This window comes from Micromonospora sp. NPDC048868 (genome assembly GCF_043198195.1).
Taxonomy (GTDB): Bacteria; Actinomycetota; Actinomycetes; order Mycobacteriales; family Micromonosporaceae; genus Micromonospora; species Micromonospora reichwaldensis.
The window spans coordinates 1-26,975 of sequence record NZ_JBICUN010000031.1 but is presented as its reverse complement, the minus strand read 5'-3'; the positions used below and the strand labels follow the sequence as shown (position 1 = coordinate 26,975).

The following is a 26,975-nucleotide window of genomic DNA, read 5'->3' as shown; positions in this document are numbered from 1 at the left end:
TGCCCGTACGCCATGAGCTACCGCAACGATCCGTACGACCCGAAGCAGGTCGCCCTGCTCGACCCGGCCGCCCTGGCCGAGGCCGTCGCCGCCGCCGAGAAGGCGTTCGCCGAGGCCGGTGACCCGGACGCGCTGACCGCGCTGCGCCCGGCGCACCTCGGCGACCGGTCCCCGGTCTCGCTGGCCCGCCGCGAGATCGGCGCGCTGCCGCCGGCCGCCAAGTCCGACGCCGGCAAGCGGGTCAACGAGGCCCGCCGCGCCATCGACGCCGCGTACGCGGCCCGCCAGGAGGTCCTGGACCGGGAACAGGCGCAACGGGTGCTGGTGGAGGAGCGCGTCGACGTGACGCTGCCCCACAACCGGCGGCCCCGGGGCGCCCGGCACCCGATCAGCACCCTGATGGAGCAGGTCAGCGACCTGTTCGTCGGCATGGGCTACGAGGTGGCCGAGGGGCCCGAGGTCGAGCTGGAGTGGACCAACTTCGACGCGCTGAACATCCCCGCCGACCACCCGGCGCGCGGCCTGATGGACACCTTCCACGTCGCGCCGCCGGAGGGCACGGAGGGCTCCGGCCTCGTCCTGCGTACGCACACCTCGCCGGTGCAGGCGCGCACCATGCTGACCCGCAAGCCGCCGATCTACGTGATCGTGCCGGGCCGGGTCTATCGCACCGACGAGCTGGACGCCACCCACGCGCCGGTCTTCCACCAGGTGGAGGGGCTCGTGGTGGACCGGGGCATCACCATGGCGCACCTGCGCGGCACCCTGGACCACTTCGCCCGGGCGATGTTCGGCGAGGGCGCGAAGACCCGCTTCCGGCCGCACTACTTCCCGTTCACCGAGCCGTCGGCCGAGTTCGACGTCTGGTTCCCGGAGCACCGCGACGGCCCGCGCTGGGTCGAGTGGGGTGGTTGCGGCATGGTCAACCCGCGGGTGCTGCGCGCCTGCGGCATCGACCCCGAGGTCTACTCCGGATTCGCGTTCGGCATGGGCATCGACCGGACGGTGATGTTCCGGCACGGGGTCAGCGACATGCGGGACATGGCCGAGGGCGACGTGCGGTTCACCCGCGCGTTCGGGGTCGGGGCGTAGGCGATGCGGGTACGAGTCATGGAGACGGTGGTCTGAGTCATGCGAGTTTCTGTCAGTTGGCTGCGGGAGTACGTCGACCTCCCTGCCGACCTGCCCGCCGGCGACCTGGAGCAGGCCCTGGTCGGCCTGGGCATCGAGGTCGAGTCCGTGGTGGACCTGCGGGAGACCGTCACCGGTGCGCTGGTGGTCGGTGAGGTCCGCGAGATCGAGGAGCTGACCGGCTTCAAGAAGCCGATCCGGTTCTGCCGGGTGGACGTCGGCGACGCCAACGGCACCGGCGAGCCGCAGGAGATCGTCTGCGGGGCGCGCAACTTCGCCCCCGGCGACCGGGTCGTGGTGATCCTGCCCGGCGGCGTGCTGCCCGGCGGCTTCGCCATCGGCGCCCGCAAGACGTACGGGCGCAACTCCCACGGCATGATCTGCTCCGCGCGGGAGCTGGGCCTGGGCGACGACCACGACGGCATCGTCGTGCTGCCCCAGGACACCCCGGCCAAGCCGGGCGACGACGCGCGGCCCGTCGTCGGCCTCGACGACGTCGTGGTCGACCTGGAGATCACCCCCGACCGGGGGTACGCGATGAGCGTCCGCGGCCTGGCCCGGGAGCTGTCGCACGCCCTCGGCGTGCCGTTCCGCGACCCGGGCCTGGCGCCCGCGCCCGGCGGCACCGCCGAGCCGGCATACCCGGTCGAGGTGCGCGACACCGTCGGCTGCGACCGGTTCGCCGCCCGCCTCGTGCGCGGCGTCGACCCGACGGCGCAGAGCCCCGACTGGATGCAGCGGCGGCTCACCGTCGCCGGCATCCGCAGCATCTCGCTGCCGGTCGACATCACCAACTACGTGATGCTCGAACTGGGCCAGCCGATGCACGCCTTCGACGCCGACCGGATCGCCGGGCCGCTGGTGGTCCGCCGCGCCGAGGCGGGGGAGAAGCTCACGACCCTGGACGGGGTCACCCGCGCCCTCGCGCCCGAGGACATGGTGATCTGCGACGACTCTGGCCCGATCTCGCTGGCCGCCGTGATGGGTGGCGAGACCAGCGAGGTCGTCGCCGGGACGACGAACGTGCTCTTCGAGGCCGCCCACTGGGACCCGGTGATGGTCGGGCGTACCGCCCGCCGGCACAAGCTGTTCAGCGAGGCGGCGAAGCGGTGGGAGCGGGGCGTCGACCCGGCCCTGCCGCTGGTGGCCGTCGCGCGGGCGGTCCGGCTGCTCACCGAGCACGCCGGTGGCGCGGCCGGTGACGAGATCCTCGACATCGACCACGTCCGGCCGCGTACCCCGGTCGTCCTGCCGGCCGACCTGCCGAGCCAGCGGATCGGCGTGAGCTATCCGCCAGCGCGGGTGGCCGCCCTGCTGGAGCAGGTCGGCTGCACGGTGGCCAGGGGCGCCGACCGGCTGGCCGAGGACCCGGGCGAGGTCGGCGTGGCCGCCGGCACCGGGGGCGCGCTCAGCGTCACTCCGCCGACCTGGCGGCCCGACCTGACCGACCCGGCCGACCTGGTCGAGGAGGTGGTCCGCCTCGACGGGTACGACCGGGTGCCGTCCGTGCTGCCGACCGCGCCGCCCGGCCGCGGCCTGACCTGGCAGCAGCGCCGCCGCCGGGCCGTGGCCCGGTCGCTCGCCGAGCGGGGGTACGTGGAGGTGCTCGCGCACCCGTTCGTCGCCCCCGGGCTGTCCGACCAGCTCGGCCTGCCGGCCGACGACCCGCGCCGGAGCGCGGTGCGGCTGGCCAACCCGCTGTCGGAGGAGGAGCCGCTGCTGCGCACCACGCTGCTCGGCCCGCTGCTCGGCATCGCGAAGCGCAACCTCGGCCGGGGCCAGCGCGACCTCGCCCTCTACGAGATCGGCGCGGTGTTCCACCCGCGTCCCGACGCCGGCCGCCCGCCGGCGATGGGCGTGGACCGGCGACCCACCGACGAGGAGTTCGCCGCCGCCGACGCGGTGGTGCCCGACCAGCCCCGACACGTCGCCGTCGTGCTGACCGGCGACGTCGAGCCGGCCGGCTGGTGGGGCGCGGGCCGCCCGGCCGGCTGGGCGGACGCCGTGGAGGCCGGCCGCGACGTGCTCGCCGCCGCCGACGTCCCGGTGGACCGGATCGAGGTCCGGGCCGCCGAGTACGCCCCCTGGCACCCCGGCCGCTGCGCCGAGCTGCTGGTCGACGGCACGGTGGTCGGGCACGCCGGCGAGCTGCACCCGGCGGTCGTGGCGGCGCTGGAGCTGCCCCGGCGTACCAGCGCCATGGAACTGGACCTGGACGCGCTGCCGGCCGCCCCGGTGGCGTCCGGGCCGGTCGTCTCGGGCTTCCCCCCGGCGCTGATCGACGTGGCGCTGGTGGTGGACGCCTCGGTGCCCGCGGCGCAGGTGCAGCAGGCCCTCGTCGAGGGCGCCGGCGGGCTGCTGGAGCAGGTGCGCCTGTTCGACGTGTACGCCTCGGAGCAGCTCGGCGAGGGGCGCAGGTCGCTTGCGTACAAGCTCACCTTCCGGGCCCCGGACCGGACGCTGACCGTGGAGGAGGCGGTGGCGGCCCGGGACGCGGCGGTCGCTCGCGCCGCGGAACGCTTCGGCGCCACCCTGCGCGGCGCCTGAGTGACGACGAGGGCTCCTTCCGCCGGCGCGGGAGGAGCCCCCGTCGTTCCCCGGCTGCACGGGTGGGTGGGAGCGGCGACCGGGCCCAGCCTCATTCCCATGCAGTCGACTGCATGAACTTGCAGGCGGGCGTCGTTGCTTGCTAGCCTCCTCTGCATAGTCATGCGGAGGTGGGGATGGGTATCCGAGTCGCGGTCGCCGGGGCGAGCGGCTACGCCGGCGGCGAGCTGATCCGCCTGGTCGCCGGGCATCCGGAGTTCGAGCTGGTCGCGGCCACCGCGCACAGCCAGGCCGGGCACCGGCTCGACGTCGTACACCCCCAGCTCGCCGGGCTGGACCTGGTCCTCGGCGAGACGGACGCGGCGACGCTGGCCGACGCGGACCTGGTCTTCCTGGCCCTGCCGCACGGCCAGTCGGCGGCCCTGGCGGCCCAGCTGCCGCCCGAGGTCCGGGTCGTCGACCTGGGCGCCGACCACCGCCTCGCCGACCCCTACGCCTGGGCCAACTACTACGGCGGCACGCACGCCGGACCGTGGACCTACGGCCTGCCCGAGCTGCCCGGCCAACGGGAGCTGATCGCCGGCGCCACCCGGGTCGCCAACACCGGCTGCTACGCCGCCGCGATCATCCTGGCCCTCACCCCGCTGATCGCCGCCGGCGCCGCCTCCCCGGCCGACGTGGTGGTCGTCGCCGCCTCCGGCACCTCCGGCGCCGGCAAGGCGGCCAAGCCGCACCTGCTCGGCAGCGAGGTGATGGGCGACCTGTCGCCCTACCGCGTGGGCACCCACCAGCACGTCCCGGAGATCAAGCAGGCCACCGGCGCGACCGGGCTGTCGTTGACCCCGGTGCTCGCGCCGATGCCCCGGGGCATCCTCGCCACCGTGACGGCGGTGCCGGCCCGGGGCGTCGACCCGCGGGCGGTGCTCGCCGAGGCGTACGCGGACGCGCCCTTCGTGCACGTTCTGCCCGAGGGGGCCTGGCCGCACACCGCCGCCACCCTCGGCTCCAACTCCTGCCACCTGCAGGCCACGGTCGACGTCGACTCCCGCCGGATGATCGTGCTCAGCGCGCTGGACAACCTCGGCAAGGGCGCCGCCGGCCAGGCCGTGCAGAACGCCAACCTGATGTGCGGCCTGCCGGAGACGACGGGCCTCTCCACCTGGGGGATAGCACCATGAGTGTCACGACTCCGCGGGGGTTCCGGGCGGCCGGGGTGGCCGCCGGGCTCAAGACCAGCGGCGCGAGCGACGTCGCGCTTGTCGTCAACGACGGCCCGGACGCCGGTGTCGCCGGCGTGTTCACCGCCAACCGGGTCAAGGCCGCGCCGGTGCTCTGGACGCAGCAGGTGGTGCGCGGCGGCGTCGCGCGCGCCGTGATCCTCAACTCCGGTGGCGCCAACGCCTGCACGGGCCCGGCCGGCTTCCAGGACACCCACGCCACCGCCGAGCACACCGCCGCCGCGCTCACCGCGGCCAGCCCACGGCTGATGCTGGGCGCCGCCGACGTGGCGGTCTGCTCGACCGGCCTGATCGGCGAGCGGCTGCCGATGGGCAAGCTGCTTCCCGGCGTACGCTCGGCGATCCGCCGGCTGGCGCGCGACGGCGGTCCGGCGGCCGCCGAAGCCATCATGACGACGGACACCCGGCCCAAGACCGCGGTGGCCCGGGGCAGCGGCTGGACCGTCGGCGGCATGGCCAAGGGCGCCGGCATGCTCGCCCCGGCGATGGCCACCATGCTCTGCGTGCTGACCACCGACGCGGTGGCCGGGCCGGAGGACCTCGACGCCGCGCTGCGGGAGGCGTGCCGGGTCACCTTCGACCGGATCGACTCCGACGGCTGCATGTCGACAAACGACACGGTGCTGCTGCTGTCCAGCGGCGCGAGCGGCATCGTGCCGACCCCGGCCGAGCTGGCGGCGGCGGTCACCGCCGCCGCCCACGACCTGGCCCAGCAGCTCATCGCCGACGCCGAGGGCGCCACCAAGCAGATCGCCATCGACGTGGTCGGCGCGGCCAGCGAGGACGACGCGGTCGAGGTGGGGCGCTCGGTGGCCCGCAACAACCTGGTCAAGACCGCGCTGTTCGGCAACGACCCGAACTGGGGCCGGATCCTCGCCGCCGTCGGCACCACCGCCGCCGCGTTCGAGCCCGACGGCGTCGACGTCGCCGTCAACGGCGTCTGGGTGTGCCGCTCCGGCGCCGCCGCCGAGGACCGGTCGAAGGTCGACCTGACCGGCCGGGACGTCACCATCCGCATCGACCTGCACGCCGGCGCCGCCGAGGCCACGATCTGGACCAACGACCTGTCCCACGCGTACGTGCACGAGAACTCGGCCTACTCGACATGAGCCTCTCCACCGACCTCGCCCGCGCCCAGGTCAAGGCGGCCACGCTGATCGAGGCGCTGCCCTGGCTGGCCCGCTTCTCCGGCTCGACCGTCGTGGTCAAGTACGGCGGCAACGCCATGGTCGACCCCGAGCTCCAGCGGGCCTTCGCCGCCGACATGGTCTTCCTGCGCTACGCCGGCCTCCGGCCGGTCGTGGTGCACGGGGGCGGCCCGCAGATCTCCGCCATGCTCGGCCGGCTGGGCATCGCCAGCGAGTTCCGGGGCGGCCTGCGGGTCACCACCCCGGAGGCGATGGACGTGGTCCGGATGGTCCTGGTCGGCCAGGTCGGCCGGGAACTCGTCGGCCTGATCAACGCCCACGGGCCGTTCGCGGTGGGCCTCTCCGGCGAGGACGCCGGACTGTTCACCGCCGTGCGGCGGCCCGCGTACGTGGACGGGGAACCGGTCGACGTCGGGCAGGTCGGCGACGTCGAGTCGGTCGACGTCTCGGCGGTCACCGACCTGATCGGGGCCGGCCGCATCCCGGTGATCTCCACCGTGGCGCCCGACGCCGACGGGGTGCTGCACAACCTGAACGCCGACACTGCCGCCGCCGCGCTCGCCGTCGCCCTCGACGCCCGCAAGCTGGTCGTCCTCACCGACGTGCCGGGCCTCTACGCCGACTGGCCCGACACCGACAGCCTGATCAGCGAGATCACCGTCGACGACCTGGCGGCGCTGCTGCCGTCGCTGTCCAGCGGCATGGTCCCGAAGATGGAGGCGTGCCTGCGGGCGGTGCGACAGGGCGTGCCGGCCGCGCACGTCGTGGACGGCCGGGTCGCCCACTCCACGCTGCTGGAGGTCTTCACCTCGGAAGGATTCGGCACCATGGTCGTGAGCGCGAGGAGTGCGGGAGCGGAGCGACCAAGCCCCGCAGTCGCGAACGGAGAGGGTGCCGTGAGTGCGAGGAGTGCGGGAGCGGAGCGACCGAGCCCCGCAGTCGCGAACGAAGGTGGTGCCGTGAGTGCGAGGAGTGCGGGAGCGGAGCGACCGAGCCCCGCGGTCGCGAACGAACCGGACAACGTCAGCGCGAGGAGCGGGCCTGTCAGCTCCGCCGCTGCCAACCAGGAAGGCACGATCGCCGGATGAGCACGCTCGTCGAGCGCTGGGCACAGTCCATGATGGACAACTACGGCACGCCGCCGCTCGCCCTCGTCGCCGGCTCCGGCGCCGTCGTGGTCGACGACGCCGGCCGGGAGTACGTCGACCTCGTCGGCGGCATCGCGGTCAACGCCCTCGGCCACGCCCACCCGGCCGTGGTGGCCGCCGTGTCGAAGCAGGTCGCCACCCTCGGGCACGTCTCGAACCTGTACGTCGCCGAACCGCCGGTGGCCCTTGCCGAGCTGCTGCTGGCCCTGGCGGGGCGGCCGGGACGGGTCTTCTTCGCCAACTCGGGCGCGGAGGCCAACGAGGCGGCGTTCAAGCTCTCCCGGCTGACGGGCCGCACGCACGTGGTCGCCACCCGGGGCGGCTTCCACGGCCGGACGATGGGCGCGCTCGCCCTCACCGGCCAGCCGGCCAAGGCCGACCCGTTCCGCCCGCTGCCCGGTGAGGTGACCCACGTCGACTACGGCGACGTGGCGGCCCTGGAGGCGGCGGTCACCGACGCCACCGCGATGGTGATCCTGGAGCCGATCCAGGGGGAGAACGGCGTGGTGGTCCCGCCGGCCGGCTACCTGGCCGCCGCACGCCGGATCACCGCCCGGCACGGCGTGCTGCTGGTGCTCGACGAGGTGCAGACCGGTGTCGGGCGTACCGGGCACTGGTTCGCGCACCAGGCCGAGGGGATCGAGCCCGACGTGGTGACCCTGGCCAAGGGGCTCGGCGGCGGGCTGCCCATCGGCGCCTGCCTGGCCTTCGGCCGCGCCGCCGAGCTGCTGGCCCCCGGCTCGCACGGCACCACCTTCGGCGGCAACCCGGTGAGCTGCGCCGCAGCCCTCGCGGTGGTGTCGACCATCGCCAGCGAGGGGCTGCTCGACCACGTCACGCGGGTCGGCGAGCGGCTGCGCCGGGGGATCGAGGCGCTCGACCACCCGCTGGTCGACAACGTACGCGGCGCGGGCCTGCTGCTCGGCGTGGTACTCACCGCGCCCGTCTCGAAGGTGCTCGCCGAGGCGCTACGGGAGGCCGGCTTCCTGGCCAACCCGGCGCAGCCCGGCGTGCTGAGGCTCGCCCCGCCGCTGATCCTCACCGTCGCCCAGGCCGACGACTTCCTGGCCGCCCTCCCGGCCGCCCTCGACGCGGCGTCCCCGGCCGCCGCCGGTGCCGCCGCTGCCACTTCCACCGCCGGCTCCGTCGCGACCGCCGCCGCCCCCGTCCCGCCCGCCGCCGCCTCCGTCCCGCCCGCCGCCTCTGTCCCGTCGGCTGCCGGAGCATCCCCGGCTGCCGCCGCCGGCTCCGCGTCGGATCTTGGTGAGAAACGGCCCCTCCAGGGGCCGGAACCTACCAAGATCTCGACGCCACCCACCGCACCCACCGCGTTCACGGCGTCGACAGCGCCCTCCGCGCCCACCGCGCCCACGCCAGCCACCGCGCCGGCCGCGTTGACGCCGCCCACCGTGTCCACGCCGCCGACCACGCCCACCGCACCCAGGCCGTCCAGCGGCGGCGGGGCGATGCCGAGCACGGCGGAGGCGGGGGCGTGATCCGGCACTTCCTGCGGGACGACGACCTGAGCCCCGCCGAGCAGTCGGCCGTGCTCGATCTGGCGGCGCGGATGAAGGCCGACCGGTTCGGTCACCGGCCGCTGGCCGGGCCCCGGTCGGTGGCGGTGCTGTTCGACAAGCAGAGCCTGCGTACCCGGTTCTCGTTCGACGTCGGCATCGCCGAGTTGGGCGGGCACCCGCTCGTGGTGGACACCCAGGTCACCCACTTCGGGCGGGGCGAGACCCTGGCCGACGCCGGCCGGGTGCTGTCCCGCTACGTCGCGGCGATCGTGCTGCGTACCCACGGCGACGACCGGATCGCCGAGGTGGCCGACGGCGCCGGCGTGCCGGTGGTCAACGCGCTCACCGACGGCTTCCATCCCTGCCAGCTCCTGGCCGACCTACTCACCGTCCGCGAGCACTGCGGCGGCACCGCCGGCCGGACGCTGGCGTACGTCGGCGACGCGGCGAACAACCTCGCCCATTCGTACCTGCTGGCCGGGGCGACCGCCGGCATGCACGTCCGGGTCGCCGGGCCGGCGGGCTTCGGCCCCGACCCGGAGGTGGTCGCCCGGGCCGCGAAGATCGCCGCCGGCACCGGGGGTTCGGTGCAGGCGCTGACCGATCCGGTGGCGGCGGTGGCCGGCGCCGACGTGGTCGCCACGGACACCTGGACCTCGATGGGGCAGGAGGACGACGGGCTGGACCGGATCACCCCGTTCCTGCCGTACCAGGTCAACGCCGCGCTGCTCGGGCACGCCGCGCCCGACGCCGTCGTGCTGCACTGCCTGCCCGCGCACCGGGGCGAGGAGATCACCGACGAGGTGCTCGACGGCCCGCAGAGCGTCGTGTTCGACCAGGCGGAGAATCGGCTGCACGCCCAGAAGGCGCTGCTGACGTTCCTCCTCGGGGCCGCGCCCGCCGCCCCGGACGCGGCGGCGCCGGGCGTCGCCGCGACCAGGGAGACACCATGACCGCCCCGCTGACCCGTGCCGCCCGGCACGCCCGCATCGTCGAGCTGATCCGCGACAAGGCGATCCACTCGCAGACCGAGCTGGCCGACCTGCTCTCCGGCGACGGCATCCAGGTCACCCAGGCCACCCTCTCCCGGGACCTCAAGGAGTTGGGCGCGGTCACCGCGCGCGGCGGCGACGGGCGGGCCGTCTACCTCATCCCCGAGGACGGCCACCGGCCGCTGCGCGACGCCGAGGCGGCGCCGGCCCGGCTGGTCCGGCTGCTGCGCGAGCTGCTCAACGGGGTCGACGCCAGCGGCAACATCGCCGTACTGCGCACCCCGCCGGGCGCAGCCCACTACCTGGCCAGCGCGTTGGACCGGGCGGGCCTGCCCGAGGTCGTCGGCACCATCGCCGGCGACGACACCATCCTCGTCGTGGCCCGCGAGGCCGTCGGCGGGGCCGCGCTCGGCGACAAGCTCGCCGGCTGGGCCCGCCGCGAAGAGAACGTCGAAGGGAACACCACACCATGACCGAGCGGGTCGTGCTCGCCTACTCCGGAGGGCTCGACACCTCCGTCGCCATCCCGTACCTGGCCGAGGAGACCGGCGCCGAGGTGATCGCCGTGGCGGTGGACGTCGGGCAGGGCGGCGAGGACCTCGACGCCATCCGGCAGCGCGCCCTGGACTGCGGCGCCGTGGAGTCGGAGGTGGTCGACGCGCGCGACGAGTTCGCCGCCGGGTACTGCCTGCCGGCCATCCGCGCGAACGCGCTCTACATGGACCGCTACCCGTTGGTCTCCGCACTGTCCCGGCCGCTGATCGTCAAGCACCTGGTGGCCGCGGCGCGCAAGCACGGCGGCACCATCGTGTCGCACGGCTGCACCGGCAAGGGCAACGACCAGGTCCGTTTCGAGGTCGGCCTCGGCGCGCTCGCCCCCGACCTGAGGATCGTCGCGCCGGCCCGGGACTTCGCCTGGACGCGGGACAAGGCGATCGCCTTCGCCGAGGAGAAGGGGCTGCCGATCGACGTGTCGGCGAAGTCCCCGTACTCCGTCGACCAGAACCTGTGGGGCCGCGCCGTCGAGACGGGCTTTCTGGAGGACATCTGGAACGCGCCGATCGAGGACCTCTACTCGTACACCTGCGACCCGGCGCAGGAGCGCGACGCCGACGAGGTCGTGATCACCTTCGACGCCGGCGTCCCGGTGGCGATCGACGGCGAGACCGTCACCCCGTACCAGGCGATCCGGGAGCTCAACCGGCGCGCGGGCGCCCAGGGCGTCGGCCGGCTCGACATGGTCGAGGACCGCCTGGTCGGCATCAAGAGCCGCGAGGTGTACGAGGCACCGGGCGCGATCGCGCTGATCACCGCCCACCAGGAGCTGGAGGCGGTGACCGTGGAGCGGGACCTGGCCCGGTTCAAGCGCGGCGTCGACCAGCGCTGGGGGGAGCTGGTCTACGACGGCCTCTGGTTCTCGCCGCTGAAGCGCGCGCTGGACGCGTTCATCGACGACGCGCAGCGGCACGTCACCGGCGAGGTGCGGCTGACCCTGCACGGCGGCCGGGCCACCGTCACCGGGCGCCGCTCCGAGGCCAGCCTCTACGACTTCGGCATGGCCACCTACGACACCGGCGACACCTTCGACCAGTCCCTGGCGAAGGGCTTCGTGCGGCTCTGGGGCCTGCCCAGCGAGATGGCCGCCGCACGGGACGCCCGGTTGGGCGGCTGCTGACCATGACCACCAGAATGGGCGCCGTGGACGACAAGAGCCTGACCGAGAACAGCGCCGCCACCAACCGCACGAGCCTGTGGGGCGGCCGATTCGCCGGCGGCCCCGCCGAGGCCCTGGCCCGCCTGTCGGTGAGCGTGCAGTTCGACTGGCGGCTGGCCCCGTACGACATCGCGGCGTCCCGGGCGCACGCCCGGGTGCTCGCGGGGGCCGGCCTGCTCGACCCGGAGGAACTGGGCCGCATCCTCGCGGCCCTGGACGATCTGGAGGCCGCCTGCGCCTCCGGGCAGTTCCGTCCCACGGTCGACGACGAGGACGTGCACACCGCCCTGGAGCGCGGCCTGCTGGAGCGGCTCGGCAGCCTCGGCGGCAAGCTGCGCGCCGGCCGGTCCCGCAACGACCAGGTCGCCACCGACCTGCGGCTCTACCTGCGCGACCACGCCCGGGGCGTGGCCGGTCGGCTGGTCGAGCTGGCCGAGGCCCTGGTCGAGCAGGCCGAGCGGCACGTGGAGACCGCCGCACCCGGCATGACGCACCTGCAGCACGCCCAGCCGGTCACGTTCGGGCACTGGCTGCTGGCCCACGTGCAGCCGCTGCTGCGCGACCTGGAGCGGCTGAGCGACTGGGACCACCGCACGGCGGTCAGCCCGCTCGGCGCGGGCGCGCTCGCCGGTTCCGGCCTGCCGCTGGACCCGGTGGCCGTCTCCAAGGAGCTGGGCTTCCGCACGTCCTTCGCCAACTCGATGGACGCGGTCGCCGACCGGGACTTCGTCGCCGAGTTCCTGTTCGTCACCGCGATGATCGGGGTGCACCTGTCCCGCCTCGGCGAGGAGGTGGTGCTCTGGACGTCGCAGGAGTTCGGCTGGGTGGAGCTGGACGACGCGTTCGCCACCGGTTCGTCGATCATGCCGCAGAAGAAGAACGCGGACATCGCCGAACTGGCCCGGGGCAAGTCCGGCCGGCTGGTCGGCGGGCTGATGAGCGTGCTCACCATGCTCAAGGGCCTGCCGATGAGCTACGACCGGGACATGCAGGAGGACAAGGAGCCGGCCTTCGACGCGGTCGACACCCTGGAGCTGCTGCTGCCGGCGCTCGCCGGGATGATCTCCACGATGACCGTACGCGCCGACCGGCTCGTGGCCGCCGCGCCGGTCGGGTTCTCCCTCGCCACCGAGGTGGCGGACTGGCTGGTGCGCCGCAACGTGCCGTTCCGCGACGCGCACGAGATCACCGGGCGGCTGGTGGCGCTCTGCGTGGCCCGGGACTGCGCCCTCGACGAGGTCAGCGACGACGACCTCGCGGCCGTCAGCGAGCACCTCGACCCGTCGGTGCGCGACGTGCTCTCGGTCCGCTCGGCGCTCGCCGCCCGGATCACGCCCGGCTCGACCGGTCCCGGGCCGGTCGCCGACCAGCTCGCCGCCGCCGCCGACAAGCTCGCCACCTGGCGGGAGTGGGCCGCCGAGCGGGTCGTACCCCGCTGAGTCGCCGACCCCGCGCGGCGCCGCCGGCGTCGCGCGGGGTTCAGCCCGCCGGGCGCTCCCGCTTCGGCAGCTTCGCCACCACCGCGTCGTACGAGGCGTCGACCGCCTCGATCAGCTCCTCCTCGTCGATGCCGCCGGCCAGGCGCAGCGTGTTCCAGCCGGCGCGCCCGATGTACGGCGACGGCCGCGCGTCGCCCGGGTGCCGGTGCAGCCACTCGTCGGCCACGTCCCGGCTCGGGCCGCACTTCACCCCGACGGTCGGCTGGTCGCCGCCGGCGGAGCCGAGGAAGGCGAAGATCCGGCTGCCGACCTTCACCACCTCGTCGCCCTCCCACGGCCGGTCGAGCCAGGCTCCCGGCTTCCCCAGGCAGTACGCCAGCATCTCCTCGCGCGTCATCGCGTCCTCCTCGACACCGATCCCGCGCCCAGTCTCGTCCATCGGCGGCGTCACCCGGTGGTGGCGGTGCGGGCGGAGAGCCGTTCGAAGCGCTGCTTGGCGGCCTGCGCGCTGCCCAGCCCGAGCCCGTACGCGATCTGCTGCCAGGTCAGTCCGCGGCTGCGGGCCAGCGTCAGCAGCCCCGCCTCCATCGTGTCGACCTCGGCGCGCAGGTGCGGCACGAGGGTGAGCGCCGCGACGAGGTCCGCCTCGTCGACGGGCTCCTCGTCGGACTCCACCTCGGCCCCGCCGGCGGCCAGGGCGATGACGAGCGCGACCGCCTCGTAGGTGTCCGGTACGTACGGGTTGGTGTGCCGGCGGCGCCGCGTCTCGGTGCCGGCGTGCCGCTCGCTGATCCGGTGCAGCGCCTCGTAGGTGCGGTGGGCCCGGGACGCGCCGGCGTCGGGGGCGGTGAAGGAATCGGTCATGCGAGCACCTCATCACTTCAACGCTACGTTGTCAACGGAATGTTGAGGGCTCTCCGGCATTGGGCGGCGCCGGCGGATAGGGTCGTGCTCGTGGTGGCGTACTCCCAGCGCCGGCCCGCCGACCTCGCGGGGCTGGCCGACCTGCTCGCCGGCCCGGTGGTGCCGGCCGCCCGGGCCCTGCTCGGCTGCCGGCTGACCGCCGGCGACGTGACCGTCCGGATCACCGAGGTCGAGGCGTACGCCGGGACGGCCGGCGACCCGGCGTCGCACGCGCACCGCGGTCGCACCCCGCGTAACGCCGTCATGTTCGGGCCGGCCGGGCACGCCTACGTCTACTTCACCTACGGCATGCACTGGTGCATGAACGTCGTCACGGGCATCGAGGGGGAGGCCTCGGCGGTGCTGCTGCGCGCCGGCGAGGTGGTCGACGGCGTCGAGACGGCCCGCGCCCGGCGCCCCGCCGTACGCCGGGACGTCGAACTCGCGCGCGGGCCCGCCCGGCTCTGCGCGGCCCTGGGCATCGACAAGAGCGCCTACGGTCGCTGGCTGCTCAACGACGGTCCGGTCCGGCTGCGCCCGGCCGAGGTGCCGGTGCCCGACGAGGCGGTCGCCGCCGGGCCGCGCGTCGGCGTCACCGGCGCGCACGACGTGCCGTGGCGGTTCTGGATCACCGGCGACCCGACGGTCAGCGCCTACCGCCGGCACGTGCCGCGCCGGCGGTCGTGACGCGGCTGTCGTCAGAGGGCGGAGGCCAAAGTGGCGCAGCCGGCCCGGCCCGCCGGCAGGCCGTTCCAGTCCCGCCGGGCGACGGCCTGTCGGCGGTACGCGGGAACGACGTCAGCCGAGCAGTTGCTGGAACTCCGCCGGCGTCAACCCGGCCTGACGGAGGATGGAGGCGAGAGTTCCCCGCTTGATCGTGTTGTGCTGTGGAACGACGACAACGTTGCCGGCAGAGTTGCGGTAGACCGCATGGCTTCCTTTGGTCCGTACGTGTTCGAATCCGGCCTTGGTGAGTGCGGCGAGGACCCTGCGTAGCGGGAGATCGGCGAGTGCCGGGCTCATGCGGCCTTTTCCACCTGGAAGGATGTCACCAGCGGAGTCGCCTCGATGCTCGGCTCGAAGGCCTCGTCGAGGTAGACCTCCACCGCTTCCCTCAGGTTGGCCATGGCGTCATCGAGTGTCTCGCCCTGGCTGGCGACATCCAGCTCAAGGCATCGGGCGACGTACCAGTCGTCTTCCTGGTGAACCGCCGCAGTGAATGTCCGAACCATCAAGGTCCTCCTGATCCGGCGAGTCGGCTCCGTCATTTTACGCGTCAGGCGGTTCGTGGGACACGTTGTGCCAGGGCGCCACGCGCGGCGCCTTTCGAAGCGAGGCACCTGCGCGGACAGGTGGCGGCGGCCACCGGCGGTGCCTCCGGTGGCGGAATAGTTGACTCGTCAAACATGTTGTGCGGTGCGTCCGGGCGCCGCAGCGGCCCCGGCCAGGGACAACGCGAGGAGCTGGTCATGCAGTTCGGAGTCTTCACCGTCGGCGACGTCACGGTCGACCCGACCACCGGTCGCGAGCCGACCGAGCATGAGCGGATCAAGGCCATGGTCACCATCGCGCTCAAGGCCGAGGAGGTCGGCCTCGACGTCTTCGCCACCGGCGAGCACCACAACCCGCCGTTCGTGCCGTCGTCGCCCACCACCATGCTGGGCTTCATCGCCGCCCGCACCGAGCGCCTGCTGCTCTCCACCTCCACCACGCTGATCACCACCAACGACCCGGTGAAGATCGCCGAGGACTACGCGATGCTCCAGCACCTCGCCGACGGCCGGGTGGACCTGATGATGGGGCGCGGCAACACCGGGCCGGTCTACCCGTGGTTCGGCCAGGACATCCGCAACGGCATCCCCCTGGCCATCGAGAACTACGACCTGCTGCACCGGCTCTGGCGCGAGGACGTGGTCGACTGGAAGGGCCGCTTCCGTACCCCGTTGCAGTCGTTCACGTCGACGCCGCGCCCGCTCGACGGCGTGCCGCCGTTCGTCTGGCACGGCTCGATCCGCAGCCCCGAGATCGCCGAGCAGGCCGCCTACTACGGCGACGGCTTCTTCGCCAACCACATCTTCTGGCCGAAGGAGCACACCCAGCGGATGGTCGGGCTCTACCGGCAGCGCTACGCCCACTACGGCCACGGCTCCGCCGACCAGGCCATCGTGGGCCTCGGCGGGCAGGTGTTCATGCGGCGCAACTCGCAGGACGCGGTGCGGGAGTTCCGGCCGTACTTCGACAACGCGCCCGTCTACGGGCACGGCCCGTCGCTGGAGGAGTTCACCGCGCAGACCCCGCTGACCGTCGGCAGCCCGCAGCAGGTCATCGACCGCACGCTGGGCTTCCGCGACTACGTCGGCGACTACCAGCGCCAGCTGTTCCTCATGGACCACGCCGGCCTGCCCCTGAAGACCGTGCTGGAGCAGCTCGACCTGCTCGGCGAGGAGGTCGTCCCCGTGCTGCGCAAGGAGTTCGAGTCGCTGCGCCCGGCGCACGTGCCGGCCGCGCCCACCCACGCGACCCTGCGGGACGCCGCCACCAGCGGCGACGCCGCGGATCGCGCCGGGACGGGAGCGGGCCGATGACCCGCCGCACCCTCGCCGTGGTGTCGGCCGGGCTGGGGCGGCCCTCGTCGACCCGGCTGCTCGCCGACCAGCTCGCCGCGGCCACCCGCGACGAGCTGGCCCGGCGCGGCGACGACGTCGACGTCCGCCCCGTCGAGCTGCGCGAGCACGCCCACGACATCGTCAACCACCTGCTGACGGGCTTCCCGTCGCCCGCGCTGCGGGAGGTGCTCGACACGGTCACCGGCGCGGACGGGCTGATCGCCGTCACGCCGATCTTCCACGCCTCGTACAACGGGCTGTTCAAGTCGTTCTTCGACCTGGTCGGGCCCGGCGCGCTCGCGGACCGGCCGGTGCTGGTCGGCGCCACCGGCGGAACGGCCCGGCACTCGCTGGCGCTGGAACACGCTCTCCGTCCGATGTTCGCCCACCTGCGGTCCGTCGTGGTTCCCACCGCGGTCTTCGCCGCTCCGGAGGACTGGTCCGCCGGGTCCGCCGACGGCGCGCTGCGGGCGCGGATCGCCCGCGCCGGCGGCGAGCTGGCCGATCAGGTCCACCGGCGGCCGGCGTCCACCGGCCCCGCCGACCCGTTCGCCCTCACCACCAGCTTCGACGAGCTGCTCGGCGGCAGGGACCACTGATCGCCGCCGACCCGCCGACCCCGCCCGGGGCCGGCGGGTCGGGGCACGTCAGCGGGCGTGACCGTACGGGCGGGCCACCAGCACCGGGCAGTGCGCGTGCTGCACGAGGGCCTGGCTGACGGAGCCGAGCAGCAGCCCGGCGAACCCGCCCCGGCCCCGGGAGCCGACCACCACCAGCGCCGCGTCCCCGCTGGCCTCGACGAGTGCCTGCTCGGCCTTCGGCGCCCGGAGCACCCGCTCCTCCACGGCCAGCCCCGGGTGGCTGCCACGGACGGCCGCCGCGGCGGTGGCCAGCAGCTCGGCGGCCTGCGTCTCCGTCGCCTCGTCCGCCGGCGCGCGGTCCGGGGGCCCGACGTGCAACAGCACCAGCCCGTCGCCCCGGCGGGCCGCCTCGTCGGCCGCGTACCCGACCGCCAGCTCGGCGGGCTCCGACCCGTCCACCCCGACCAGCACCGGCCCGGCGACGGGGATCGGCTCCTCGGCGGGGCGCACCACCAGCACCGGGCAGTGCGCGTGGGCGGCCACCTGCGTGCCGACCGAGCCGAGCAGCAGCCCGGCGAAGCCGCCCAGCCCCCGGCTGCCCACCACCACCAGCTCGGCCCGCCGGGACTCCTCCACCAGCGTCGCACCCGGCCCGCCCGCCACCTGGCGTACCTCGACGGTCAGCCCCGGGCAGCGCTCGGCGAGGTCGGCGGCCGTCGTCTCCAACATCTTCTGCGCCTCCTCGGTCGGCGCCGGCAACCCCAGGTCGTACGGGTTGACCGGCACGCCGTAACCGAGCGGATGCAGGTATCCGTGCACCAGGTGCAGGGGGCGGGACCGCAGCACGGCGGCCCGGGCGGCGTGCTCCGCCGCCAGCAGGCTCGCCGGTGATCCGTCCACACCCACCACCACGGGTCGGTTCATGAGCCCTCCCAGAGATCGATCAGGCCATTGTCGACGGGGCACCGCCGACCCGCCGGCATTTGCGTCGACGCCGTCGCGCCGGCCGGGGGAGCGGCCGACGCGACGGCGTCGTGGTGCGGTGACCGGATCAGGACGCGTCGGCCCGCTTCGGGTGCCGCACGATCACCAGCGGGCAGTGCGCGTGGTGCAAAACCGCGTGGCTGACCGAGCCGAGCAGCAGCCCGCCCAGCGCGCCCCGGCCGCGCGCCCCCACGACCACCAGCTGGGCCTTCTTCGACTCCTCCACCAGTACGCCGCCCGGGGAGCCCCGGACCAGCCGGTGCTGCACCGGCACGTCGGGATAGCGCTCGGCGAAACCGGCGACGGACTCCGCGAGGGCGCGTTCCTCGTCCGCGGCGTAGGCGTCCAGGTCGTACACCAGGGGCAGGATGTCGCCCGGGCCGGCCGGCGTGGGATAGAGCCAGGCCTGCACCGCGACCAGCGGGGCACCCCGGCGGCTCGCCTCCTCGAAGGCGAACTCCACGGCCTCGAGGGAGCACTCGGAGCCGTCCACGCCCACGACGACCGGGCCGTCGGCGCGCACCTCGCCACGCACCACGAGGACGGGCACCTGCGCGTGGGCGGAGACCTGCACGGTGGACGAGCCGAGCAGCAGCCCGGCGAAGCCGCCCAGGCCCCGGTGGCCAAGCACCAGAAGGGCGGCGTCCTGGGACTGCGCGAGCAGGACGGGGGTCGCCGCGCCGTCGACCACCACACCCGTCACCGGCACGTCCGGGGCGACCTTCGTGGCTTCGGCGATCGCCTCGGCGACGTACCGCTCGGCCTGGTTGCGTAGGCCGGCGCCGGCCGGCGCGCCCTCGGCGGCACCGAGCGGGGCGCGCGTCAGGGGCCAGATGAAGGCGTGCACGACCCGCAGCGGACGCTGCCGCTGCGCTGCCTCCCGCGCCGCCGCCCGGACCGCGTCGAGCGCGGCGGCCGAGCCGTCCACACCCACCACGACGGGGGCACCGGTGTTGATGGTCATCGACTCCTCCTTCGTCCACCTTCAGCCTGCTCCGTCCGCACGCTACCCGTCAGAGGCGGTCGTCCCGACCAGCGGGACCTTGGTCCCGAATCGCAGGCTGACGGTCACCGGCCGGGCCGTCCGACACCGACGCGCTCCGCGCGGGCCCTCCGACACCGGCCACCGCGTCCGGACCCCCTGCGCTCCCGTCCGGCAGGGGCGCGTCCGTCGGGCCGTCGCCGCCACCCGGGCGGCGGGCCAGCCGCAGCACCAGCCCGGGCAGCACGCTGACGGCGGCGCAGGCCAGCAGTTCCGCCGCGTCGAGCGGCTGCGTGCCGAGCAGCTCCCGCAGTGGCGGCAGCAGCACCCCGGCGACCTGGAGCAGCGCGGAGACCGCCACCGCGACCGGCAGCGCCAGGTTGCCGTGCCGGGCGCCGTGCGGTCGCGGCGCGCGGACCGCGAGCGCCACCCCGAGCTGGGCCAGGCCGAGCACCACGAAGACCACCGACTGCCAGGGCCGGTCCCAGTGCGCGGCGAGCACGCCGGCGCCGAGCACCACGGCGGCGATCAGACCGCCGGTGACCAGCACGTCGCGGCCCAGGCCGGCCCCGAGCACCGACTCCGACGGGGAGCGCGGCGCCCGGCGCAGGGTGCCGGGCTCCGCCGGCTCCGCGCCCAGCGCCACGCCCGGCACGCCGTGGGTGAGCAGGTTCACCCAGAGGATCTGCGCCGGCAGCAGCGGTACGGCCAGCCCGAACAGCGGGCCGAGCAGCATCACGGCGATCTCGGCGACCCCACCCGAGAGCGCGTAGCGCAGGAACCGCCGGATGTTGTCGTAGATGCGGCGGCCCTCACCGATCGCGGCGGCCACCGTGGACAGGTCGTCGTCGACGAGCACCAGGTCGGCGGCCTGCCGGGCGACCTCCGTGCCGCCGCCCATCGCCACCCCGATGTCGGCGCGACGCAGCGCGGGGGCGTCGTTCACCCCGTCGCCGGTCATCGCCACCACGTGCCCCCGCGACTGGAGGCCGGCGATGATGTCGAGCTTCTGCTCCGGCTGGGTCCGCGCGAACACCCGCGCCTGCGGGTGCGCCCGCGCCGGGTCGCCGTCGTCCCCGCGTACCACCGGGTCGCCCTCGCGCCAGAGCCCCAACTGGCCGCCGATCGCCGCGGCGGTCGCCGGGTGGTCGCCCGTGACCAGCACCAGCCGGACCCCGGCGTCGTCGAAGCTGCCCGCGATGTCGGCCGCCCCCGCGCGCAGCGGGTCGCCCACGGCGACCAGCCCCACGGGCCGCAGCCCGACCGGCCGGGCGGGATCGGCCGGCGGGGCGTCCACCACGGCGGACGCGACGGCCAGCACCCGCAGCCCCTCGGCGGCTAGCCGGTGCGCGACGGCGGTCAGCTCGGCGATCTCCTCGGCGGAGGCGTCGACAAGCGGCGCGGCCAGCACGTTCTCCGGCGCGCCCTTGCACACCACCAGGTACCGCCGGTCGCAGGAGCGGTGCACGGTGGTCATCCGGCGCAGCTCCTGGTCGAAGGGGTGCTCCGCGACGCGCGGCCACGCCGACCGGGTGAGTTCCGGGTCGAGGCCGCACCGGCCGGCGAAGGCGACCAGGGCCGCCTCCAGCGGGTCGCCGACGGCGGCCCACTCCGGCCGCTCGTCGGTGGGCGGGGCCAGGGTCGCGTCGTTGCAGAGCAGCCCGGCGCGCGCCAGGCGGCGCAGGTCGTCCGGTACGGCCACCGGCGCCCCCTGCTGGTGCACCGCGCCCTGCGGCGCGTAACCGCTGCCGGTGACGCCGTAGCGGGAGCCGCCGGCGGTGACGGCGTGCTGCACCGCCATCCGGCCCTCGGTGAGCGTGCCCGTCTTGTCGGAGGCGATGACGGTGACGGAGCCGAGCGTCTCGACCGCGTGCAGCCGGCGGGGGATGGCCCGCGCCCCGGCCATCCGGCGGGCGCCGAGGGCGAGGGCGAGGGTGACGACGGCCGGCAGCGACTCGGGCACGGCCGCCACCACGAGGCTCACCGCGGTGACCGCCATGTCGACCACCGGCCGCCCGCCGACGACGCCGATGACGAAGACCAGCCCCGAGAGCACCACCGCGGCGAAACCGAGCATCCGGCCGAGCCCCGCGAGGCGGCGCTGCAACGGGGTGGCGGCGGGCCGGGTGGACGCCACCAGGGCGGTGATCCGGCCGAGCGCGCTCGCGGCGCCCGTGCGTACGACCGTGCCGGTGGCCCGCCCGGTGGTGACCACGGTCCCCGCGCTGGCCTCCTCGCCCACGGCCCGGGTCACCGGCACCGACTCCCCGGTCAGCGCCGACTCGTCGACGCTCAGCCGGGCCGCCTCGGCGAGCAGCAGGTCGGCCGGGACCACGTCGCCGGCCTCGACCCGCACCAGGTCACCACGGACGAGGTCGGCGGCGGGCAGGACGACGTCCCGGCCGTCCCGGACGACCCGGGCGGTGGGCGCGGCGAGCTGGTCCAACGCGGCGATCGCCTGGTCGGCGCGGACCTCCTGCACCACGCCGATGGCGGTGTTCACCAGCACCACCAGCACGATCACCGCGGTGTCCGGGTAGTCGCGCAGCACGGTGGTGACCACGGCGGCGGCCAGCAGCAACGCCACCAGCGGGTCGCTGAGCTGGTGCAGGACGCGCCCGCCCAGACGGCGCCGGGCCGGCGCGACCGCCGCGTTCGGCCCGTCCGCGCGCAGCCGGGCGGCGGCCTCCGCCGAGCTGAGCCCGGCCGCCGGCCTGGTCGAGGTGTCAGCGGGCACCGGTACGCCCCCACGGCCGCCGTTCTCCGCACCGTCCCACATCGCCCTCCGCCCTGCCGGCGCCGTCGCGGCGCACCGTCCCGATCCCACCCTCGTCCCGTCGGACGGCACCGGCCAGGGGAGTTCCGCCCAACCGACCCGGGACCAACGGCCCTGCCGCCCACGGCCGGCGCGCGGGTGCGACGCGGATCCGGGCGTCCCGGCCAGCGGTCCGGTGTGACGCGGATCCCGCAGCGCCACCGGGCCACCGGGCGTCCCGGCCAGCCGGGCGCCAGCGGTCCGGTTGTCGGTGGTCGGCCCTATCCTCGGGCCCGTGACCGCCGAGCTGCGCCTGCGCCCCGTCCGCGACGACGACCTGCCCCACTTCTTCGCCCACGAGCAGGACGCCGAGGCCAACTGGATGGCCGCCTTCGGGCCGGAGGACCCGACCGACCGGGAGCGCTTCGACGCCCACTGGCGCCGCGTGCGCGCCGACGAGCGCAACGTCCCACGCACCGTGGTCGTCGGCGACGAGGTCGTCGGCCACGTGGTCGCGTTCCCGGCCGACGGGCGCACCGAGGTCAGCTACTGGATCAACCCGCGACGCTGGGGTCGGGGCCACGCCACCGCGGCGCTCGCCGCGCTGCTGCGCGAGCTGCCCCAACGGCCGGTGCACGCCCGCGCCGCCAAGGACAACCGCGCCTCGCTCGCCGTGCTGCGCAAGTGCGGCTTCGTCGTCATCGGCGAGGACCGGGGCTACGCCAACGGCCGGGGCACCGAGGTGGAGGAATGGGTGCTGGAGCTGGCCGGCGACTGACCCGCCGCCGCCCGCCGGGTCACCGCATCCGCGCGAGCACTACTCTCGCGGGGTGAACTGGCTGGAACTGATCGGCTGGACCGGCTCCGCGCTGCTGGTCTGGTCGCTGCTGCAGACGCGCATCCTCCGGCTGCGTGCCCTGAACCTGGTCGGCTGTCTGATCCTGATCGGCTACAACGCCGCCGTGCAGGTCTGGCCCATGGTCGGGCTGAACGTCGTACTCGCCGTGATCAACGTCTGGTACCTGCGGAGCATGCTCGCCACCCGCCACGACGAGGCCACCTACCAGGTGGTCGAGGTCGGCGTCGACGACCAGTTCCTGGCCCACACGCTGAGTGTGCACGCCGCCGACATCGCCCGGTTCAACCCCGGCTTCCGCTGGCCCCCCGGCACCGCCGCCGAACGCTCGGCGTTCCTGGTCGTACGCGCCGACGAGGTGGTCGGCGTGGTGCTGTCACACGCCGAGGCCGACGGCGTGGCGCAGGTCGACCTCGACTACGTGACCCGGCGGTTCCGGGACTTCACCCCGGGCGAGTTCGTCTACCGGCGCAGCAGCCTCTTCACCGACCGGGGCTTCCGCCGGGTGATCACCCCGCCCGGCATGGTCGCCCCGTACTACCACCGGCTGGGTTTCCGCCCCGAGGGCCGCTCGTACGCCCTCGACCTGCCCGCCCCGCCGGTCGCCGGGCGGATCTGATCACATCCCGCCCGGGGCGAGGATTCGCCGGCCGGTCCGGTGGGCACAGAGTGCCCTACGCCGGCCGGGGCCTTCGGCCGGCGGTGACCGTCGTACCGGCGGGCACCTGTCCCGCGTGAGGAGAGCCGGGCGTGCAGAGCATCTGGACCCAACTGGCCCTGGTCGGCGTCCTGGTCGTCCTCAACGCGGTCTTCGCGGGCAGCGAGATGGCCCTGGTCTCGCTGCGGGACAGCCAGATCCAGCGGCTGGAACGCACCAGCCGGGCCGGGCGGGTGCTGGCCCGCCTCGCCAAGGACCCGAACCGCTTCCTGGCCACCATCCAGATCGGGATCACCCTCGCCGGCTTCCTCGCCTCCGCCGCGGCGGCGGTGTCGCTGGCCAAGCCCCTCGTACCGCTCCTCAGCGCGTTCGGCGGCGCCGCCGAGACCGTCGCGATCGTGGCGGTCACCCTGGTGCTGACCTTCGTCACCCTCGTCTTCGGCGAGCTGGCCCCGAAGCGGATCGCCATGCAGGCCGCCGAGCGGTGGGCCCTGCTTGTGGCCCGCCCGCTCGACCTGCTCTCCTCCGTGACCCGGCCGGCCGTCTGGGCCCTCGGCGCCACCAGCGACCTGGTGGTACGCCTCGTCGGGCTCAACCCGAAGCACGAGCCCGACGAGATCGGCCCCGACGAGCTGCGGGACATCGTCGCCGGCAACCACGGCTTCACCAAGGAGCAGCGGACCATCATCGCCGGCGCCGTCGAGATCGCCGACCGGCAGCTGCGGGCGGTCCTCGTACCCCGGTTGCAGGTCTTCACGCTCGACAGCGGCACCACGGCGGAGGCCGCGCGGCTGCTGCTGGCCGCCACCGGCCACTCCCGGGCGCCGGTGGTCCGGCACGGCGGCCTCGACGACGCGGTCGGCGTGATCCACCTGCGTGACCTCGTCGGCGTCCCCGAGGACCGGCCGGTCGACGAGTGCGCCCGCCCGCCGATGCTGCTGCCGGACTCCCTGCCGGTGGTGGACGCGCTGCGGCAGTTCAAGGCCGAACGCCAGCACATCGCCCTGGTGGTCGACGAGCGGGGCGCGGTCGACGGGATCGTCACCCTGGAGGACATCCTCGAGGAGATCGTCGGGGAGATCTACGACGAGACCGACCGGGACGTGCGCTCCGTGCGCACCGAGCCCGACGGCGCCCTGCTGCTCCCCGGCACCTTCCCCGTGCACGACCTCGTCGATCTGGGCGTCGAGCTGCCCAGCCGTCCCGGCGGCGACTACACCACCATCGCGGGCCTCCTGCTCGCCTGCCTCGGCCACATCCCCACCGTGGCGGGGGAGAGCGTCGTCGTGGACGGCTGGGAGCTGGAGGTGACCCGCATCGACCACCGCGCGATCGTCGGGGTCCGGCTGCGCCGGGGGGCCGAGCCGGCGCCCGACGAGGCCGAGGCCGTGCTGGACGAGGCCCGGGGCTGAACGCGTCCCCGCTGCCGCCGTGCGGCCGGCGCCGTCACGCGCCTCGGCCGGTCAGGCCGGGTAGAGGTTCTGCAGCCGGACCTGGCCGCGGGCCACGAGCCGGGCGTCGGCGTCGGTGATCTCCACCTGCCAGAGCTGCTGGCTGCGCCCCCGGTGCACGGGGGTGCCCACGGCGGTCAGCTCGCCGTCGCGGACAGCGCGCAGGAAGTCCGTCTGGTTCGACACGCCCACGACGCGTCCGCGCTCGCCGAGCCACAGCGACCCGCCGATGCTGGCAGCCGTCTCGACCACCGAGCAGTACACGCCGCCGTGCTGGATCCCGAACGGCTGGTGCAGCTCGGGGCGGACCTGCCAACGGATCACCACCCGGTCGCCGTCGACCTCGTCGAGCTTGAGGCCGAGCAGGGCGACGAAGCCACCCGTCAGATCCGGCACGTCCACGGTGGTCCCCTCCTTGATCACGGCGTGGCCAGCCTACGCCGCGGCTCGCCCGGGCAAACCCGGTACTGCCCGCCGGGGCTCGTGAGGGAGAATCGGTGACCGTGACCGACAGCAGCCTCCCGCCGCCCGGGCGGGACTCCCTGACCGACGACCTGCACTGGCGGGGCCTGATCCAGGACTCCACCGGCCTCGACGAGCTGCGTGCGCTGCTCGACGGCGGCTCCACCGCCTACTACGTGGGCTTCGATCCGACAGCGCCGAGCCTGCACGTCGGCCACCTCATGCAGGTCGCCACGGCCCGTCGGCTCCAGCTCGCCGGGCACCGGCCGCTGCTGCTCGTCGGCGGCGCCACCGGCCAGATTGGCGACCCGAAGGAGAGCGCCGAGCGGAGCCTCAACCCGCCCGAGGTGGTCGCCGGCTGGGTGGCGCGGATCCGCGACCAGCTCGCCCCCTTCGTCTCGTACGAGGGGGAGAACGCGGCGCACCTGGTCAACAACCTGGACTGGACCGGCGAGATGTCGGTGGTCGAGTTCCTCCGCGACGTCGGCAAGCACTTCCCGGTCAACAAGATGCTGGCCCGGGAGGTGGTGAAGGCGCGGCTGGAGAGCGGCATCAGTTTCACCGAGTTCAGCTACCAACTGCTCCAGGCGAACGACTTCTTCGAGCTGCACCGCCGGCACGGCTGCCGGCTCCAGTTCGGCGGCTCGGACCAGTGGGGCAACATCACCGCCGGCGTCGACTACGTCCGCCGGCGCGGTGCCGGGCCCGTGCAGGCGTTCACCACGCCGCTGGTGACGAAGTCCGACGGCACGAAGTTCGGCAAGACCGAGGGCGGCGCCATCTGGCTCGACCCCGAGATGACCAGCCCGTACGCGTTCTACCAGTTCTGGGTCAACGTCGACGACCGGGACGTGAGTCGCTACCTGCGCTACTTCAGCTTCCGCTCCCGGGAGGAGCTGGAGGCGCTGGAGAAGGAGACCGCCGAGCGTCCGGCGGCCCGGGCGGCGCAGCGTGCGCTCGCCGAGGAGCTGACCACGCTGGTGCACGGCGAGCGGGAGATGGCACAGGTGGTCGCCGCGAGCCAGGCGCTCTTCGGCCGGGGCTCGCTGGACGGGTTGGCGCCGGCGACGCTGCGGGCCGCGCTGACCGAGGCCGGTCTCGTGCACGTCGACGAGCTGCCCGACGTCGCCGGGCTGCTGCGGGACTCCGGGCTGGTGCAGAGCCTCAAGGAGGCGCGTCGGGTGATCGCCGAGGGCGGCGCCTACGTGAACAACACCCGGATCACCGAGACGGACGCCACCGTGGGCCCCGGCGACCTGCTGCACGGCCGGTACCTGGTGCTGCGCCGCGGCAAGCGGTCGTTCGCCGGTGTCGAGCTGCGGGGTTAGCCGTACGTTCCAGACGTGACGTGGGACGCCCGCGGCGGATTTGACGATCGATCCGCCGGGGGCGTAACTTTCTCTCTGCCAGCGCGGAACGGACGAACCGGGGCAAAGTAACCGGAGGCCGGGCGCGGCAACGAGCTTTCGGGTCCGGCGAGTTGCACTCACCGGCCCGTGACCGGGCGGTGCCCCGGATCCGCCGCGAGGCGGATTTGGCGAGGCGGAGCCGACCGGGTATGGTTCATCGCCGGTAGGGAACCGGGCGAGCTCGCGGGAGACCCGCGGCGGCCGGCCTGCCGGAAGTCACAATCGACAACGGCGCAAGCCGATGTCGCGTGGCGCCCGGAAATCGGGTTGAAGTGGTGCGGATCGCTACGAAGCGGTTTGACACGGCGGAAACCACCGGGTAACGTAGTAAAAGTGCCCGGCGCGAGAGCGGCGGACACGGTGAACGAAATGCCCCGGGTCGGGTGCTCCACGGTGTGGGGTTTCTGGGCGGTGTGTGGTTGTTCTTTGAGAACTCAACAGGGTGCTTGATAAG

Annotated in this window: 23 protein-coding genes and 2 pseudogenes; 17 read left to right on the top strand and 8 right to left on the bottom strand. The window is 74.5% G+C overall.

Features of this window, described 5'->3' with window-relative positions; all coding sequences use genetic code 11:
* Positions 1-12 precede the first annotated feature (12 nt).
* The 10 genes and pseudogenes from pheS to argH all read left to right on the top strand — a co-directional run bounded on the left by pheS (position 13) and on the right by argH (position 12,874).
* Positions 13-1,092, top strand: coding sequence for a phenylalanine--tRNA ligase subunit alpha (gene pheS / locus ACGFNF_RS29565; protein ID WP_393172168.1), 1,080 nt, complete (start codon positions 13-15; stop codon positions 1,090-1,092).
* Between the two features lie 39 nt (positions 1,093-1,131).
* Positions 1,132-3,678, top strand: coding sequence for a phenylalanine--tRNA ligase subunit beta (gene pheT / locus ACGFNF_RS29560; RefSeq protein WP_393172166.1), 2,547 nt, complete (start codon positions 1,132-1,134; stop codon positions 3,676-3,678).
* Positions 3,679-3,854: 176 nt separating this feature from the next.
* Entirely contained in the window at positions 3,855-4,856 is a 1,002-nt protein-coding gene (argC, locus tag ACGFNF_RS29555) for an N-acetyl-gamma-glutamyl-phosphate reductase (RefSeq protein WP_393172164.1), read from the top strand.
* A complete protein-coding gene (argJ, locus tag ACGFNF_RS29550) occupies positions 4,853-6,025 on the top strand; it encodes a bifunctional glutamate N-acetyltransferase/amino-acid acetyltransferase ArgJ (RefSeq protein WP_393172162.1) in 1,173 nt (390 codons plus the stop codon). The genes argC and argJ overlap by 4 nt, the downstream gene beginning before the upstream one ends.
* Positions 6,022-6,906, top strand: a pseudogene (gene argB / locus ACGFNF_RS29545) (acetylglutamate kinase); the annotation flags it as partial. The gene argJ and the pseudogene argB, both read left to right, overlap by 4 nt.
* 242 nt (positions 6,907-7,148) lie before the next feature.
* A pseudogene (locus ACGFNF_RS29540) lies at positions 7,149-8,427 on the top strand (acetylornithine transaminase); the annotation flags it as partial.
* Between the two features lie 277 nt (positions 8,428-8,704).
* Entirely contained in the window at positions 8,705-9,682 is a 978-nt protein-coding gene (argF, locus tag ACGFNF_RS29535; RefSeq protein WP_393172160.1) for an ornithine carbamoyltransferase, read from the top strand.
* On the top strand, positions 9,679-10,194 hold the full coding sequence (locus ACGFNF_RS29530; RefSeq protein ID WP_311414714.1) for an arginine repressor: 516 nt from the start codon (positions 9,679-9,681) through the stop codon (positions 10,192-10,194). The genes argF and ACGFNF_RS29530 overlap by 4 nt, the downstream gene beginning before the upstream one ends.
* Positions 10,191-11,396 (top strand): argininosuccinate synthase, encoded by a 1,206-nt coding sequence (locus ACGFNF_RS29525; protein WP_357579125.1) that lies wholly within the window; start codon positions 10,191-10,193, stop codon positions 11,394-11,396. The genes ACGFNF_RS29530 and ACGFNF_RS29525 overlap by 4 nt, the downstream gene beginning before the upstream one ends.
* A 14-nt stretch (positions 11,397-11,410) precedes the next feature.
* A complete protein-coding gene (argH, locus tag ACGFNF_RS29520; protein ID WP_357579138.1) occupies positions 11,411-12,874 on the top strand; it encodes an argininosuccinate lyase in 1,464 nt (487 codons plus the stop codon).
* Positions 12,875-12,914: 40 nt separating this feature from the next.
* Here argH and ACGFNF_RS29515 read toward each other — a convergent pair whose 3' ends face one another.
* A complete protein-coding gene (locus ACGFNF_RS29515) occupies positions 12,915-13,271 on the bottom strand; it encodes an MmcQ/YjbR family DNA-binding protein (protein WP_132240196.1) in 357 nt (118 codons plus the stop codon).
* 50 nt (positions 13,272-13,321) lie between these two features.
* Positions 13,322-13,738, bottom strand: a complete 417-nt coding sequence (locus tag ACGFNF_RS29510) for a DNA-binding protein (RefSeq protein WP_357579126.1) — start codon at positions 13,736-13,738, stop codon at positions 13,322-13,324.
* A gap of 93 nt (positions 13,739-13,831) precedes the next feature.
* Between ACGFNF_RS29510 and ACGFNF_RS29505 the strand changes: the two genes are divergently transcribed.
* Positions 13,832-14,464 (top strand): DNA-3-methyladenine glycosylase, encoded by a 633-nt coding sequence (locus tag ACGFNF_RS29505; protein ID WP_393172195.1) that lies wholly within the window; start codon positions 13,832-13,834, stop codon positions 14,462-14,464.
* A 111-nt stretch (positions 14,465-14,575) separates the two neighbouring features.
* Here ACGFNF_RS29505 and ACGFNF_RS29500 read toward each other — a convergent pair whose 3' ends face one another.
* The gene (locus tag ACGFNF_RS29500) at positions 14,576-14,800 is read right to left on the bottom strand and encodes a type II toxin-antitoxin system HicA family toxin (RefSeq protein WP_357579128.1); all 225 of its coding nucleotides are present in this window, start codon (positions 14,798-14,800) and stop codon (positions 14,576-14,578) included.
* Entirely contained in the window at positions 14,797-15,009 is a 213-nt protein-coding gene (locus tag ACGFNF_RS29495) for a type II toxin-antitoxin system HicB family antitoxin (RefSeq protein WP_357579129.1), read from the bottom strand. The genes ACGFNF_RS29500 and ACGFNF_RS29495 overlap by 4 nt, the downstream gene beginning before the upstream one ends.
* Positions 15,010-15,246: 237 nt before the next feature.
* Between ACGFNF_RS29495 and ACGFNF_RS29490 the strand changes: the two genes are divergently transcribed.
* Positions 15,247-16,362 (top strand): LLM class flavin-dependent oxidoreductase, encoded by a 1,116-nt coding sequence (locus tag ACGFNF_RS29490; RefSeq protein WP_393172157.1) that lies wholly within the window; start codon positions 15,247-15,249, stop codon positions 16,360-16,362.
* On the top strand, positions 16,359-16,982 hold the full coding sequence (locus tag ACGFNF_RS29485) for an FMN reductase (RefSeq protein ID WP_357579131.1): 624 nt from the start codon (positions 16,359-16,361) through the stop codon (positions 16,980-16,982). The genes ACGFNF_RS29490 and ACGFNF_RS29485 overlap by 4 nt, the downstream gene beginning before the upstream one ends.
* 48 nt (positions 16,983-17,030) lie before the next feature.
* Here the strand turns inward: ACGFNF_RS29485 and ACGFNF_RS29480 are convergent, their stop codons facing one another.
* The 3 genes from ACGFNF_RS29480 to ACGFNF_RS29470 all read right to left on the bottom strand — a co-directional run bounded on the left by ACGFNF_RS29480 (position 17,031) and on the right by ACGFNF_RS29470 (position 21,709).
* The gene (locus ACGFNF_RS29480; RefSeq protein ID WP_357579132.1) at positions 17,031-17,888 is read right to left on the bottom strand and encodes a universal stress protein; all 858 of its coding nucleotides are present in this window, start codon (positions 17,886-17,888) and stop codon (positions 17,031-17,033) included.
* 127 nt (positions 17,889-18,015) lie between these two features.
* Positions 18,016-18,912: a universal stress protein gene (locus ACGFNF_RS29475; RefSeq protein ID WP_393172154.1), complete on the bottom strand. Its 897-nt coding sequence runs from the start codon at positions 18,910-18,912 to the stop codon at positions 18,016-18,018.
* Between the two features lie 49 nt (positions 18,913-18,961).
* Positions 18,962-21,709: a cation-translocating P-type ATPase gene (locus ACGFNF_RS29470; RefSeq protein ID WP_393172152.1), complete on the bottom strand. Its 2,748-nt coding sequence runs from the start codon at positions 21,707-21,709 to the stop codon at positions 18,962-18,964.
* Between the two features lie 271 nt (positions 21,710-21,980).
* Here ACGFNF_RS29470 and ACGFNF_RS29465 point away from each other — a divergent pair, with 271 nt between their 5' ends.
* From ACGFNF_RS29465 to ACGFNF_RS29455, 3 genes are all read left to right on the top strand, one after another.
* On the top strand, positions 21,981-22,463 hold the full coding sequence (locus tag ACGFNF_RS29465; RefSeq protein ID WP_357579135.1) for a GNAT family N-acetyltransferase: 483 nt from the start codon (positions 21,981-21,983) through the stop codon (positions 22,461-22,463).
* 52 nt (positions 22,464-22,515) lie between these two features.
* A complete protein-coding gene (locus tag ACGFNF_RS29460; protein ID WP_132240207.1) occupies positions 22,516-23,160 on the top strand; it encodes a hypothetical protein in 645 nt (214 codons plus the stop codon).
* 131 nt (positions 23,161-23,291) lie between these two features.
* The gene (locus tag ACGFNF_RS29455; RefSeq protein ID WP_393172149.1) at positions 23,292-24,611 is read left to right on the top strand and encodes a hemolysin family protein; all 1,320 of its coding nucleotides are present in this window, start codon (positions 23,292-23,294) and stop codon (positions 24,609-24,611) included.
* Positions 24,612-24,662: 51 nt separating this feature from the next.
* On the opposite strand, the gene ACGFNF_RS29450 is transcribed toward ACGFNF_RS29455, so the two are convergent.
* On the bottom strand, positions 24,663-25,052 hold the full coding sequence (locus ACGFNF_RS29450) for a PaaI family thioesterase (protein WP_393172193.1): 390 nt from the start codon (positions 25,050-25,052) through the stop codon (positions 24,663-24,665).
* Positions 25,053-25,153: 101 nt separating this feature from the next.
* Between ACGFNF_RS29450 and tyrS the strand changes: the two genes are divergently transcribed.
* A complete protein-coding gene (gene tyrS / locus ACGFNF_RS29445) occupies positions 25,154-26,440 on the top strand; it encodes a tyrosine--tRNA ligase (RefSeq protein ID WP_393172191.1) in 1,287 nt (428 codons plus the stop codon).
* Positions 26,441-26,975 lie beyond the last annotated feature (535 nt).